A 14,911-nucleotide genomic window follows, 5' to 3' on the forward strand; every position below is an offset into this window, starting at 1 on the left:
CTAACAGCATGATAAATAGACCAATTTTGGCATCTATACACACTGAGGCCTTCCAACATAATTTAAACAGAGTTCGAGAATTAGCTCCAGAATCGAAAATCTGGGCTGTTATTAAGGCTAGGGCCTATGGACATTCCTTTGAATCCGCCTTTAAGGGCTTATCGTCCGCTGACGGTTTTGCACTTCTGGATATAGAGGATGCACGCTGGCTAAGGCAGCAGGGGTGGAGAGGTCGTATCTTGCTTCTAGAGGGCCTATTTCATGAGAATGAGCTGCTATTAGCTCAGGAACTAAATTGTGATCTGGTCGTGCATTGCGAAACCCAGCTTCAATGGCTAGAAGGATTTGAAGGAAAAGCCCATAAGCCCTTTAATGTCTTTCTGAAAATGAATTCAGGCATGAATCGTTTAGGTTTTAAGCCTAAGGCCTATCGAACAGCATTTCATCGCCTTCATTCAGCTGGTTATCACCTGCATCACATGACTCACTTTGCAAATGCTGACCAAGCAGATCAACAACCTACGGTTGGCAGCCAGATGGAAGTATTTAGCGAAACTATTGAAGGTCTTGAAGCCCCTACATCGCTTGCTAATTCAGCAACCATTCTCTGGCACCGCAATGCTCTCGGAGATTGGGTTCGTCCCGGGATCATGCTTTACGGAGCTTCGCCAACTGGCTCTCAGGAAGACATAGCGCATGCACATCTAAAAGCAGCAATGCAACTTCACAGCGAAATTATTGATATTCAAGAACTGCAAAAGGGTGACCGCATCGGCTATGGCGGACGCTTTGAAGCGCCAGAGACTATGCGGGTAGGCATAGTGGCATGTGGATATGCAGATGGCTATCCACGACAAGCTCAAGACGGCACACCAGTTTGGTTAGCCGATGGTGATGCAAATGGTTCGGGTCTGATTTGTCCAATCGTTGGAAACGTCTCAATGGACATGCTTTCAATCGATCTTCGCAATGCTCCCAATGCAAAAATAGGAAGCGTTGTCGAGTTATGGGGTGATCAGGTCCCGGTAGATACCGTGGCGCAAATGAGTGGAACGATTGGTTATGAGCTGCTCTGCGCGCTTGCTCCGCGTGTCCCAGTAAAAATTAAATAATTACTTGTTCCAGATTTGCCACCACTCACGCTCTTTCTTGGCCCGCTGTCCAGTCTGCAGCATTGGGCTATCCGGAAAGTTGAGTGCAAACACTCGAGCAGTATCGCTACTGAGTTCAACCATGCCCAATTTTTCATAGGACTTGAACAATAAATAAAGGGCCTCTTCAACTGCTGGAGCACGATCATAATCACGAATAACCAATTGAGCGCGGTTGGCGGCGGCAAGATAGGCGCCGCGCTGATAATAGAAGCGCGCAACAATAACATCGGCCTCAGCTAAGGAGTTTACGATGTAGCGCATGCGATCCAATGAGTCTGGAGCATATTTACTATTTGGGAATCGCTCTGCAACAATCTTAAATGACTCAAAGGCATCTTTGGCAGCCTTAGGGTCACGCTCACTAAGATCTTGTCCCGTGAATCTACCAAGCCATCCTAGATCGTCATTAAAAGTAATAAGTCCTTTTAAATAGTAGGCGTAGTCTAAGTTATCGCTACCTTGGTGGAGTTTGATAAATCGATCTATCGCCACCAAAGCTTGTGGAGTATCTTGAGCTTTCCAATAACAGTAAGCTGCGTTAATCTGCGCTTGTTGAGAGTAAGGACCAAAAGGAAAGCGAGCCTCTAACTTCTCAAAATACTTTCCGCACTTCGCAAAATCAGCGCTATTTAATTTATCAGTAGCTTCTGAGTAGAGTTTGGATTCCGACCAGATATCGGTATCGTCTTTTTGTCCATCGCTACCAGCGCATCCAGCAAGAGCCACCAAAATGGAGAAGCCGACTATAAAGAGACCTACACTCTTGAATATTGAGGGCGTTCTAAATTTAGATGGAGCAGAATCCACAGCAAGCCTTAAACTGGCGTCTGAAACTGCATCGGACATAACTGAAAGGCCTTTTAAGCGTGGCATTGCCGCAAACTCCTGATTCGAATCCCATTGATTATATCGATGAAGAAGATTTCATCTCATTAGAGATTTCTCAAGATATGGCGGGAGAACGCCTGGATAAGGCTTTGGCGACTTATTTGCCTGATTATTCCCGTAATCGCTTAAAGGCTTGGGTCGAGGCTGGAGCCGTTACGGTCGATGGTAGGGTGACAAAAGCCCGATATTTGCTTCATGGAGGCGAGAGCGTTAAGGTATTTCCGCAAGAAATGCCTGAACAGTATGCCTTTGCTCCAGAAGACATTCCTTTGGATGTGGTTTATGAGGACTCCTCCTTAATTGTGATTAATAAGCCTCCGGGCTTAGTAGTGCACCCCGCTGCCGGCAATTGGACTGGTACCTTATTGAATGGCCTGCTATTTCGTTTTCCGGAGTTAAAGACTTTGCCACGCGCCGGCATCGTGCACCGATTAGATAAAGATACTTCTGGGTTAATGGTGGTGGCAAGAACATCACAAGCTCAAACATCTTTGGTTAAACAACTCCAAGAGCGAACCGTCGGTCGCAGATATTTGGCTTGGGTATGGGGCGACGCGCCAAGTCAAGGCAAGGTATTGGCAACGGTTGGTCGTGATCAACGTGATCGATTAAAAATGGCTGCTGGTAGTCCGCAAGGCAAACCCGCAGCAACACTATTTAGACGTCTTGCTAAAGGATCCTTTAATGAATCCACATTGGCTTTATTGGAATGTCGATTAGAGACGGGGCGCACACATCAAATTCGAGTTCACTTGGAATCACTGGGCTTCCCTTTGCTGGGTGATCCCGTCTACAGAAAAAAAACACCTGGTGCCGCTAAGTCGCTTACCCTAGGGCGGCAGGCTCTGCATGCTTACGCCTTGAGTCTTGAGCACCCCGTGACACATGAAGTGATGACTTGGTTTAAATTGCCTCCAGAAGATCTAATTCAAATGATTCCTCAATTAGGGATGACGACTGACGATTTACCAAAAGAGGAAGCACTCTTAGCCTCCATCAAAAACGATCGAGCGTAATGGAATTCATCAGACCACAATGGCAAGTTCCGAGTTCGGTTCATGCCCTGTCAACCACTCGTATAGGTGGCTTTAGTCAAACTCCTTATGGATCCCTTAATTTAGGTGATCACGTTGGTGATGAGCATATTCAAGTTTTGAAGAATCGGGAATTGCTGAGAACGCAACTGCCATCAGAGCCCATTTGGCTCAAACAAATCCATGGCGTCACTGTGAGCAATCCCAAGAGTCGTTCTGTAGGCTTAAGTAGTCCTATTGAAGCTGATGCGATTGTTACTAAGACTCCTAATGAAGTTTTAGCCATTTTGACTGCAGATTGCTTGCCTGTTTTATTTGCCACTAAGGATGGTTCTGTCGTAGGGGCAGCACATGCAGGCTGGAGGGGTCTTTGCAACGGCGTATTGGAAAATACCGTCAAAGAAATGCTCTTGCTTGAAAAGCATCTAGTGGCTAGCGATGTGTACGCTTGGTTTGGTCCTGCAATCGGGCCTAATGCATTTGAGGTGGGTGACGATGTCTATCAAGCTTTTACAAATTCTGGCATCCAAGTCGAATCGTCCGATTTTGTCCCGATTGCTGGTAAGCCAGGAAAATATCTGGCCAATCTATACGCTTTAGCTGCTGCTCGTTTACGGGCCGTTGGACTCATGCGGATTGCTGGCGGACAGATGTGTACCTTTCATGACAATCAGCAATTTTTTTCCTATCGACGAGATAGGGTGACAGGGCGTTCAGCATCCTTGATTTGGATCTCGGAATAAATCAAGTTTGGATCTTTAGTGCGGGTATTCACTAGCTTTGCCCTAGGGCTAGGGTTATTGCGTATAACCCTATATCCCTTATGGATGGAGAATGTCTCTTATTAAATGAAGAGACTACTATGTTTGCAGGAATGAATACAGGTGCAACGCCATCTTTGGCGCCGCATCATATGGCGCTAATTCCGCCAGAACGTCTGACGGAAATTCAAAAAGAATATTTCACAGAGTTGGCTCACATTGCCACGAATCCCGAAGCAATTGAAGTGAAGGATCGGCGTTTTGCTGGAAAAGCTTGGCACTCATCTTGGAGCAAGGTGATCGCAGCAACCTATCTTTTAAATTCTAAGCATTTGATGGCCTTAGCGAATGCGGTCGAAACGGATGAGAAATCTAAGCAGAAAATCTTGTTCACAACCGAGCAAATGATTGATGCACTTTCTCCATCGAATTTTATTGCGACCAATCCCGAGGTTCTAGAAAACATTATTAGCACCCAGGGCCAATCGATTCAAAAAGGAATCGTGAACCTTCTTGGTGATATGAAGAAGGGCAAAGTTTCTATAACGGATGAAAGCGCTTTTGAAGTTGGGAAGAATATTGCAACCACAGAAGGGCATGTTGTTTTTCGTAACGAATTATTTGAATTAATTCAATACACACCACTTACGGAAACAGTATTTGAGCGCCCCTATTTAATGGTGCCTCCTTGCATCAACAAATATTACATCTTGGATTTGCAGCCAGATAACTCTGTTGTGCGCCACATGGTTTCTCAGGGCCACACGGTATTTTTGGTTTCCTGGAAAAATCCGGATGCGTCAATGGCCAAAGTTTCCTGGGATGACTACGTAGGCAATGGTGTCATCAAGGCGATTGAAGTTGTCCAAGACATTGGCAACAGCAAGCAAATCAATATATTAGGCTTTTGTGTTGGTGGCACTTTGACGACCTCAGCGCTCGCTGTATTGGCTGCGCGTAACGAGCATCCTGCAGCCAGCTTAACGCTATTCACTACCTTATTGGATTTCACCAATACCGGAATTCTGGATGTCTTTATTGATGAAGGCATGGTCGAGTTACGTGAGAACACCATCGGCGGTAAGGGCGGGAAGTTCGGCATGATGTCTGGCCTGGATTTAGGTAACACCTTTTCATTTCTTCGCCCCAATGATTTAGTTTGGAACTATGTTGTTGAGAACTACCTCAAAGGTAATTCACCGCCACCGTTTGATTTGCTGTATTGGAACGGCGATTCCACCAACCTACCGGGTGCAATGTACTGCTGGTACCTGCGTCACACTTATTTGCAGAATGATTTAATCAAACCTGGAAAGGTAACGATCTGTGGCGAAAAAATAGATTTGGGCAAGATTAAATGCCCTGCTTATTTATATGCGTCGCAGGAAGATCATATTGTTCCCTGGCAATCTGCTTATGAATCAACCCACATTCTCAAGGGTAAGAATCGTTTTGTCTTAGGTGCATCTGGACATATTGCGGGCGTCATTAATCCTCCCGCTAAAAATAAACGCTACTACTTTGAAAACAACAAGATTACTCCAACCGCCCAAGAGTGGTTAGAAGGTGCGAAACAAATAACGGGAAGTTGGTGGCCTAACTACACTAAATGGCTTGAGCAATTTGCTGGAGAGCAAAAACCTGCCAGCAAGATCTTTGGCAATGCAAAGTATCAAAAGATGGAACCAGCGCCTGGAGTGTATGTAAAAGAAAAAGCAGCGCCAGCAGTTAACTAATTAACGAGTGTTTTTTACAAGGGGAAAGTAATGTCTCAAAAAGTCGCATATGTAACTGGTGGCATGGGTGGTATCGGTACCGCTATTTGCCAACGCTTAGCAAAAGATGGATTTAAGGTAATCGCTGGTTGCGGTCCAAATTCTCCGCGTAAGGACCGTTGGATTGCAGAGCAAAAAGTTTTGGGCTATGACTTCATCGCATCCGAGGGCAACGTTTCTGACTGGGATAGCACTGTGGCAGCCTTTGAGAAGGTTAAGGCAGAGGTGGGTCATGTTGACGTGCTCGTGAACAATGCGGGTATTACGCGCGATAGCGTCTTCCGCAAAATGACTCCAGATGCCTGGAAAGCCGTTATTGATACCAACCTTAACTCCTTGTTTAACGTTACAAAACAAGTCATCGATGGCATGGTGGAAAATAACTGGGGTCGAATTATTAATATTTCCTCAGTAAATGGTCAAAAAGGGCAGTTTGGACAAGCCAACTACTCTACGGCTAAAGCGGGCCTCCATGGCTTCACTATGGCCTTAGCTCAGGAAGTTGCTACGAAGGGCGTGACCGTGAACACGGTATCTCCGGGTTATATCGGGACCGATATGGTGAAGGCTATCCGTGAGGACGTTCTGGAAAAGATCGTTTCTGGTATTCCGGTCAAGCGTTTGGGCACTCCAGAGGAAATTGCCTCTATTTGCTGCTGGATTGCCTCCGATGATGGCGGTTACGCAACTGGCGCTGATTTCTCACTTAATGGCGGTATTCATACCGGTTGATGACCTAGAAATAGGCTTTGTAGGGATGCAACACGGCTAATTTACCTTTTGGTCAAACTAGGGATAAACTATGCCGATGTTGCGTTGCAGTACTCAGTAAGGAAAATTATGGTTACCCGAGCAAAGCGAGTTGGCGAAGAACGACTCATTAAGAAATACCCGAATCGTCGGTTGTATGACACCCAAACCAGCACTTATGTTACCTTGGCTGACATTAAAGGTTTGGTTATGGCCAACGAAGTATTTAAGGTAATTGACGCTAAATCCGATGAAGACTTGACTCGCAATATCCTCTTGCAAATTATTCTTGAAGAAGAGGCTGGTGGAGCGCCAGTATTTTCATCACAAATGCTCTCGCAGATCATCCGTTTCTACGGAAATTCAATGCAAGGTCTGATGGGTAACTATCTTGAAAAGACCATGCAATCTTTTGTTGATATTCACAACAAGCTTGGCGATCAAACCAAAGGCCTAGGTGCGGGAAGCACTCCTGAGGCATGGTCGCAAATGCTCCATTTACAAAACCCTCTCATGCAGAATTTGATGGGTAGCTATATGGATCAAAGCAAAGATTTGTTTATCAAGATGCAAGAACAAATGCAAGGATCGCAAAATATCTTTGGCGGCTTTCCATTTACACCACAGTCCACCAAAACAGAAAAAGAATAGTTGTGGCGGGAAAAATTGGTTTTGTATCCTTAGGATGCCCTAAGGCTTTAGTCGATTCTGAGTTGATCTTGACTCAACTCAGTGCTGAAGGGTATGAAACTGCGAAGGATTATTCCGGCGCAGATTTGGTGGTTGTAAATACCTGTGGCTTCATTGATTCTGCTGTAGAAGAAAGTCTTTCTGCAATTGGAGAAGCGCTCGCAGAAAATGGCAAGGTAATTGTTACCGGCTGTTTGGGCGCAAGAAAGAATGCCGATGGGAGCGATTTAATCCAAAGCATTCACCCCAAAGTCCTTGCCGTTACTGGGCCCCATGCCACTAATGAGGTAATGCAGGCAATTCATTTGCATTTACCTAAGCCTCATGATCCATTTACAGATTTAGTCCCGCCGGCCGGCGTTAAGCTAACGCCTAAGCACTACGCTTACCTCAAAATTTCTGAAGGCTGTAATCATCGGTGCACCTTTTGCATTATTCCAAGTCTTCGTGGTGATTTGGTATCTAGGCCAATTGGTGAAGTTTTACTCGAGGCCAAACGTTTATTCGAATCTGGAGTTAAAGAGTTGTTGGTGGTATCTCAGGATACGAGTGCTTATGGTGTTGATATTCAATATCGCACAGGCTTCTGGGATGGCAAGCCAGTTAAAACGCGAATGTTTGATTTGGTCAACGCACTCAATCAAATAGCGCGTGAGCATCAAGCCTGGGTGCGACTGCATTATGTTTATCCTTATCCACATGTAGATGATGTTCTGCCCTTGATGGCAGAATTCTCAGAGCATGGGTATGGCGTCTTGCCTTATTTGGATATTCCATTGCAACATGCGCATCCTGATGTTCTTAGGAGAATGAAGCGGCCCGCTAGTGGAGAAAAGAATTTAGAACGCATCTTGGCATGGCACAAAGCTTGTCCAGAACTCGTCATTCGCAGTACCTTTATTGCTGGTTTCCCAGGAGAGACCGAGGAGGAGTTTGAATACCTTCTCAATTTCTTGGAAGAAGCGCAAATAGATCGGGCTGGTTGCTTTGCCTATTCGCCCGTAGATGGAGCGCTTGCAAACCAACTAGATAATCCAGTGCCCGATGAGATCAGAGAAGAGCGTCGAGCTCGTTTCATGGCAAAAGCAGAGGATATTTCCATTAAACGACTTGCTAAAAAAATAGGCAAACGTGTTCAAGTTCTGATTGATCGGGTAGATGAGTCTGGCGGAATTGGCAGAACCATAGGGGATGCCCCTGAAATTGATGGTTTAGTCCGTGTCTTGCCTGCAAATAAGCCCTCTAAACGCTACCGGACGGGTGAAATCATACGTGCGATGGTCATTAGCTCCCAAGGGCATGACCTAATAGCCGAAACTTGACTAATGCAATAAAACTGATAGCTGTATTACTAATTTAGTACAAAGTCAGCCCAATCATTGGGCTTAGCAAAGGGGATTGATATGAGTCGTGATGTCGTAGTCTTAAGTGCAGTTCGTTCCGCAATTGGTACCTTCAATGGTTCCCTCAGCAGCTTTGAGCCTTCCGAGCTCGGCGGCATTGTGATGAAAGAAGCGGTAGCTCGCTCCGGCGTTGATCCGGCGTTGATTAACTACGTTACTGTTGGAAATACCATTCCTACAGATAGCCGTTATGCCTATGTTGCACGCGTTGCTTCAATTCAGGCTGGCTTGCCTATGGAGTCAGTAGCAATGGCATTGAATCGTTTATGCAGCTCTGGCTTGCAAGCGATTGTGACTACTGCACAGCAAATTATGTTGGGCGATTGCGACTATGGTGTTGGCGGTGGTGTAGAGGTAATGTCACGCGGTATGTATGGTTCACCAGCAATGCGCAGTGGTGCGCGCATGGGCGACACTAAGATGCTCGACCTAATGGTAGCTGTCTTGACAGATCCATTTGGTGTTGGTCATATGGGTGTTACTGCAGAGAACCTCGTTGAAAAATGGAAGCTCACTCGTGAAGAGCAAGATGCCTTGGCGGTGGAGTCACATCGCCGTGCGGCACATGCGATTAAAGAAGGGCGCTTCAAATCTCAAATCGTTCCAATCACTATTAAAACTCGCAAAGGCGATATCGTCTTTGATACGGATGAGCATTGCAAGCCAGATACGACAATGGAAACTCTTGGCAAGATGAAGGCCGTGTTCAAAAAAGAAGGCGGCTCAGTTACTGCTGGTAATGCTTCAGGCATTAACGATGGCGCTGCATTCTTTGTATTAGCTGATGCTGAAACTGCAAAGAAAGCTGGCCATAAGCCTATCGCGCGTTTAGTTTCTTATGCTGTTGCGGGTGTTCCAAACCACATCATGGGTGAAGGCCCAATTCCAGCAACCAAAATTGCTCTTGAGCGTGCCGGCCTTAAATTGGATCAAATCGATGTGATTGAGTCCAACGAAGCCTTTGCAGCGCAGGCGCTAGCTGTTACCAAAGGTTTAGGGCTTGATCCAGCAAAGACCAACGTCAATGGCGGTGCAATTGCTTTGGGCCACCCAATTGGTTGTTCTGGTGCAGCTATTGCCACTAAAGCGATTCACGAATTACATCGTGTTCAAGGTAAGTATGCTTTGGTAACTATGTGTATCGGTGGTGGTCAGGGCATTGCTACTATTTTCGAGCGCCTATAAAAAACACTCAGGATTTACGAATGATCTCTTGAGTTAAGTACTTAAGAGATTAGCAGTAAAGCAGCATCCAAGCCGACATGGTCAAAAGCCGCGTCGGCTTTTTCTTTGACTACAGGTTTTGCTCTATAGGCAACGCTGATGCCCGAGTTATTCATCATGATGAGGTCATTGGCTCCATCACCCATGGTTACGGCATTTTGACGGGTGCATCCCAGATTTTGGCAGGCGCTATCAAGATAAGTAGCCTTCGCTATGCCATCCACAATGTCACCCAAAACTTGACCAGTTAGCTTCCCGTTAATGATTTCAAGTGTATTGGCCTGTGTTTGTTTCAGACCAAATTGTTGGCGAAGTTTTTCAGTAAAAAAAGTAAAGCCACCAGATACCAGAAGCGTATAGATTCCCCGCTCATGAGCTCCGGCCAACAGCTCGGCAGCCCCTGGATTGGGACGCAATCTTTCTCTAAAAACTGACTCCAAGGAGCCTGCAGAAACGCCTTCCAATAAAGCTACTCGACGACGTAAGCTTTCTTTAAAATCTTTAATCTCACCGCGCATTGTGGCTTCAGTGATTTGGGCTACGGCCGATTTCTTACCGGTGAAATCTGCAATCTCATCAATGCATTCGATATTGATGAGTGTGGAATCCATATCCATTGCCAAAACTTTTATAGATCCAGGTTCAAATCCAGGCCTTAAAAAGCATAAGTCAGTTTTATACGTACTGGCTATCGACCGTAATAACTCTCTTTGCGGTACATCAAGCGCTTGATGAATATCCCAACGTGCTGTGTGATATTGATGATGTTCTGTTTGCAGTTCGTTGGTGTGTAAGGTCCTCGCGAATCTAGATGCATTGTCCTTAAGCTCAAAAACCAGTTTTTCAGATATAGGCGAGTGTGAGATGGCAACAAGGATTTGATGGCTCATAGACTTCATAATAATGGGTATTAATTTGCTTGTGCAGTGTTCAGCATGGCAGATTCATTCAGTCTCCGCAATATTTGTCTAATGGCATCTAAGCGTTGCTCCAGTTTTTCAAACTCCCGATCTTTCTGAGGGAGAACCTTTAGCTTATCCTGACCATTGAGTTGGATATATTTTGAACTCTGGATTAACTGAATAATCTTCATGGGGTCAATGGGGGGGTTGGGAATAAATTGAATTTGTATTGATGTGGGTGTGGCATCAATCTTTTTAATCCCAAAACCCGTCATTTCTAAACGCAAGCGATGCGTTTCATAAAAGGATTTAGCTTGATCTGGCAAATCACCAAAACGATCTACCAGTTCCTCACGCAAACCCATTAACTCAGAGAAATCATTAGTTCCGGCAAAGCGCTTATATAAAGATAGACGCTCATGCACGTCAGGGCAATAGTCATTTGGAAGCAGTGCCGGTACGCCTAAATTCACATCGGTAGTCGCTTGAAGGGGAGAAAGTAGGTCTGGCTCTTTGCCGCTACGAAGTGACTTTACTGCTCGATTGAGCATTTCTGTATAGAGCTGAAAGCCAATCTCATGAATCTCACCAGATTGTTTATCCCCCAAAACCTCGCCAGCACCACGTATTTCCAAATCATGCATAGCCAAATAAAAGCCTGAGCCCAACTCCTCCATTGCCTGAATCGCATTTAGACGCAATTGCGCTTGCTTACTTAAGGCCTCAGGATCAGGAACGAGTAAATACGCGTAGGCCTGGTGATGAGATCGACCAACACGACCGCGAAGCTGATGCAGTTGAGCCAACCCAAATTTATCTGCACGATGCATGATGATGGTATTGGCGGTAGGAACATCAATCCCCGTTTCAATAATGGTGGTGCATAGCAAGATATTGGTTCGTTGAGTCACAAACTCCCGCATTACTGACTCTAATTCACGCTCATGCATTTGACCATGCGCTACGCTAATTCGCGCTTCAGGTATTAGCTCCTGTAAAGCATGTTTTCGATTTTCAATCGTCTCAACTTCGTTGTGAAGAAAATATACCTGACCACCACGCTTAATCTCGCGGAGAACGGCTTCTCTGATAACACCATCTCCTTCTCTGCGCACAAAGGTTTTAATTGCCAGACGCTTTTGTGGTGCTGTAGCAATAATAGAAAACTCACGGAGTCCTTCCATTGCCATACCCAATGTTCTTGGTATGGGGGTTGCTGTAAGCGTCAATATATCGACTTCAGCTCGCAAGGCCTTTAAGGCATCTTTTTGACGCACACCAAAGCGATGTTCTTCATCGACGATAACAAGTCCTAAGTTAGCAAACTTGGTTTCTTTGGAAAGTAATTTATGTGTACCTATGATGATGTCAGCATCACCTTTGGCTATGGCTTCTAAGGCAGCATTAATTTCCTTTGTTGTCTTAAAGCGCGATAGCTCAACAATGCGTACCGGCCAATCAGCAAATCGATCTTTCCAGGTGGCAACATGCTGTTCTGCCAATAGGGTGGTTGGCGCGAGAATGGCCACTTGCTTGCCGCCCATGACGGCGACAAAGCTAGCCCTTAAGGCAACCTCCGTCTTACCAAAACCAACGTCACCACATACCAAGCGATCCATTGGGCTGCCGCTAGTCATATCACCAATGACGGCTGCAATGGCATTGGCTTGGTCAGGCGTTTCTTCAAAGCCAAAGCTTTCGGAGAATGCAGCGTAATCATGCGCAGAAAATTCAAACGCATGACCTTTGCGAATCGCTCTTGCAGCGTAAAGGCCTAATAATTCTGCAGCAGTGTCACGTATTTGTTGTGCTGCTTTACGTTTAGCCTTATCCCATTGTCCGGAGCCTAGTTGATGCAATGGAGCAGAGTCCGGATCGGAGCCAGCATAACGGGTGACCATTTGTAATTGCTGGACTGGCACATAGAGAGTGGCCTGGCTTGCGTATTGCAAATGCAAAAATTCTTCAAAAACCGGTGCATCTTTTTCGGTTGATAGGTTTAGTAAAACTAAACCTTGATAACGTCCAATGCCATGTTCTGCGTGAACTACAGGATCGCCAATCTTCAGCTCAGATAAGTCTTTGAAGAGCATGTCTGGATCCGCATTTTCCGATGCTTTGCCCTTACGTCTTTGTCTTGCTGTGGAAGTAAATAATTCCACTTCAGTCAGAACAATTAAATTTTCAGATGGCCAGGAAAATCCATTAAACAGTGGGGCGGTGACAAGGCCGAACAGCGACTCACTCTTGACGAAGTCAGCGATGCCATCAAACCCTTCGGGCTTTAATGGATAGAGTGGTTTTCCATCCTGTCCTGCTGGAGCATTACTTTCCTCAAAAAGCTGACGAATCGATTCCTTACGCCCCGCACTATCGGCACAGATCAGAATGCGTGTGCCTTCCTTTGAAACCAATTTGCGCAAACTCGCAACAGGATCACTATCCCTGCGGTGAACGGCAAGATCGGGCACAGGCAGAAACTGTGAAGTCGCCCCAGTTTCCTTTTCTAACACTAAACGTGCATAGGGCTTGGCAGTAGAAAAGAATTCATCTACATCTAGGAATAATTCTTTAGGTGGCAGTATGGGTCGATCAAGGTCATGCTTTAAGAACTCATAGCGTGATTGGGTATCTTTCCAAAAGCTCCGAATCGTTTCCTCGGTATCGCCAATACTGAGAATCCATACCGGATCTCCGGAGCGCGGAAAGTAATCGAATACATTGGAGCACTCATCAAAAAACAAAGGCAGATAGGATTCAATTCCTGCGCTTGGTATTCCTAAGTTCGCATCTTTATAGATGGAGCAACGAGAAGGGTCTCCCTCGAAAACCTCTCTCCAGCGACCACGAAAAGTTGTCCTTGAGCCGTCATCAAATGGAAATTCATGACCAGGTAATAGTCGCACCTCTTTAACGGGATAAAGGCTGCGCTGCGTATCTGGGTCAAATGCACGAATTTGTTCAATTTCATCACCAAAGAGATCTAGGCGGTAGGGTAGATTTGAGCCCATTGGAAACAGATCAATCAGGCCGCCGCGGATGCTGTACTCGCCAGGACGCATTACTGCGCTTACTGGGTCATAACCAGCCTGCTGTAACTGGAGTCTTAAAGCAGCCTCATTGAGTTTGTCACCCTGTCGAAAGAAAAAGGTGTGCCCTGAAAGAAAGTTCGGTGGCCCCAATCTTTGCAATGCGGTCGTAATAGGTACTAAAACGATGTCGCAACTGCCGTTGAGAAGCTCATACAAGGTAGCTAAACGTTCTGAAACTAAATCTTGATGGGGCGAAAAGTGATCGTAGGGAAGGATTTCCCAGTCTGGCAAAAGGCGGGTTTTTAGCTGTGGCGCAAAAGCGGGTATTTCTTCTAGTAAACGTTGTGCTTCTTGAGCCTGGGCACAAAACACCACCATGACTGAGAAATCGTTACGGTAACGTAATGCCGACTGAGCTATTAGCGCCGCATCCGCTGAACCAATCAGTCCCGAGTAGGTAAAGCGCTGCCCAGCCCGCGGAGCGGGTATGGGGGGTACTGGATTTAATGCATCAGACATCTGTGCTCATTATAGAATCAGGTATGGACTCAGGAAACCACTTAATTACAAAGTGCCATGCGCTCTTGCCCACGGCAGGGAGTGGGTCGCGTCTTGGGGGTGATCTACCTAAGCAGTTTCAGCAATTGGCTGGCAGGCCTATGCTGGCTTACGCAATTGAGGCATTTCTTCAGAGCGTTAATGTTGAATCTATTTGGGTCGGTGTTAGCCCTGGTTTTATTAATAACCCGATCTTAAAAAAGCTTGAACAAGGCAATAAGCCAATTCATTTTTTGCCTTCTGGCGGGCCTACTCGGCAAGAAACCGTTCGTAATACCTTGGCAAAAATACTGGAGTCTGGAGTTTCTGAAAATGACTGGGTGTTAGTTCATGATGCTGCCCGGCCAGGTATTACTTCTGAATTGATTGAAAAATTAATTCACGCAGTAAAAAAATCTCATGTTGGCGGTCTCTTGGCCATGCCGTTAGCAGACACCTTAAAACAGGCAGATTTAGATTCAACAATCGCCGGCAATTTGCCACATGCGGAAAAAACAATTCCTCGTGAACACTTATGGCAAGCCCAAACGCCACAAATGTTTCCTTTGAAAACCTTGCATGACGCATTAGTCGATGCTATTCGATTGGAGGCGGATGTCACAGACGAAGCAAGTGCCATGGAGTTAGTCGGATATAAGCCACTCCTCATTGAAGGTGCAACTCGGAATCTCAAGGTTACTCACCCAGCTGATTGGGATTTAATGCAAATATTGCTTCAGACAGCAGGTAAATAAAGATCA

At 45.8% G+C, this 14,911-nt stretch carries 12 protein-coding genes; 9 read left to right on the forward strand and 3 right to left on the reverse strand.

Annotated features, from left to right (window positions below; translation table 11 throughout):
• Positions 1-11 precede the first annotated feature (11 nt).
• On the forward strand, positions 12-1,112 hold the full coding sequence (gene alr, locus ICN47_RS10130; protein ID WP_216219893.1) for an alanine racemase: 1,101 nt from the start codon (positions 12-14) through the stop codon (positions 1,110-1,112).
• On the opposite strand, the gene ICN47_RS10135 is transcribed toward alr, so the two are convergent.
• Positions 1,113-2,027: an outer membrane protein assembly factor BamD gene (locus tag ICN47_RS10135; RefSeq protein ID WP_304608914.1), complete on the reverse strand. Its 915-nt coding sequence runs from the start codon at positions 2,025-2,027 to the stop codon at positions 1,113-1,115.
• Between ICN47_RS10135 and ICN47_RS10140 the strand changes: the two genes are divergently transcribed.
• The 7 genes from ICN47_RS10140 (at position 2,021) to ICN47_RS10170 (ending at position 9,640) form a co-directional block, all read left to right on the forward strand.
• Positions 2,021-3,058 (forward strand): RluA family pseudouridine synthase, encoded by a 1,038-nt coding sequence (locus ICN47_RS10140; protein WP_216219821.1) that lies wholly within the window; start codon positions 2,021-2,023, stop codon positions 3,056-3,058. The genes ICN47_RS10135 and ICN47_RS10140 overlap by 7 nt on opposite strands.
• The gene (gene pgeF / locus ICN47_RS10145; protein ID WP_216219822.1) at positions 3,058-3,819 is read left to right on the forward strand and encodes a peptidoglycan editing factor PgeF; all 762 of its coding nucleotides are present in this window, start codon (positions 3,058-3,060) and stop codon (positions 3,817-3,819) included. The genes ICN47_RS10140 and pgeF overlap by 1 nt, the downstream gene beginning before the upstream one ends.
• 119 nt (positions 3,820-3,938) lie before the next feature.
• The gene (phaC, locus tag ICN47_RS10150) at positions 3,939-5,573 is read left to right on the forward strand and encodes a class I poly(R)-hydroxyalkanoic acid synthase (protein WP_216219823.1); all 1,635 of its coding nucleotides are present in this window, start codon (positions 3,939-3,941) and stop codon (positions 5,571-5,573) included.
• A 30-nt stretch (positions 5,574-5,603) separates the two neighbouring features.
• The gene (locus ICN47_RS10155; RefSeq protein WP_216219824.1) at positions 5,604-6,344 is read left to right on the forward strand and encodes a 3-ketoacyl-ACP reductase; all 741 of its coding nucleotides are present in this window, start codon (positions 5,604-5,606) and stop codon (positions 6,342-6,344) included.
• A 108-nt stretch (positions 6,345-6,452) separates the two neighbouring features.
• The gene (gene phaR / locus ICN47_RS10160; RefSeq protein ID WP_216219825.1) at positions 6,453-7,013 is read left to right on the forward strand and encodes a polyhydroxyalkanoate synthesis repressor PhaR; all 561 of its coding nucleotides are present in this window, start codon (positions 6,453-6,455) and stop codon (positions 7,011-7,013) included.
• A gap of 2 nt (positions 7,014-7,015) precedes the next feature.
• Complete coding sequence (rimO, locus tag ICN47_RS10165) at positions 7,016-8,374, forward strand: 30S ribosomal protein S12 methylthiotransferase RimO (RefSeq protein WP_216219826.1); 1,359 nt, start codon at positions 7,016-7,018, stop codon at positions 8,372-8,374.
• Between the two features lie 81 nt (positions 8,375-8,455).
• A complete protein-coding gene (locus ICN47_RS10170; RefSeq protein WP_216219827.1) occupies positions 8,456-9,640 on the forward strand; it encodes an acetyl-CoA C-acyltransferase family protein in 1,185 nt (394 codons plus the stop codon).
• A gap of 41 nt (positions 9,641-9,681) precedes the next feature.
• Here the strand turns inward: ICN47_RS10170 and serB are convergent, their stop codons facing one another.
• Positions 9,682-10,569 (reverse strand): phosphoserine phosphatase SerB, encoded by an 888-nt coding sequence (serB, locus tag ICN47_RS10175; protein ID WP_216219828.1) that lies wholly within the window; start codon positions 10,567-10,569, stop codon positions 9,682-9,684.
• Between the two features lie 20 nt (positions 10,570-10,589).
• On the reverse strand, positions 10,590-14,132 hold the full coding sequence (gene mfd, locus ICN47_RS10180) for a transcription-repair coupling factor (protein ID WP_216219829.1): 3,543 nt from the start codon (positions 14,130-14,132) through the stop codon (positions 10,590-10,592).
• A gap of 23 nt (positions 14,133-14,155) precedes the next feature.
• Between mfd and ispD the strand changes: the two genes are divergently transcribed.
• Positions 14,156-14,905, forward strand: a complete 750-nt coding sequence (gene ispD / locus ICN47_RS10185) for a 2-C-methyl-D-erythritol 4-phosphate cytidylyltransferase (protein ID WP_216219830.1) — start codon at positions 14,156-14,158, stop codon at positions 14,903-14,905.
• The last annotated feature ends 6 nt before the right edge of the window (positions 14,906-14,911 follow it).

It is taken from the genome of Polynucleobacter sp. AP-Latsch-80-C2 (genome assembly GCF_018882185.1).
Classification (GTDB): Bacteria; Pseudomonadota; Gammaproteobacteria; order Burkholderiales; family Burkholderiaceae; genus Polynucleobacter.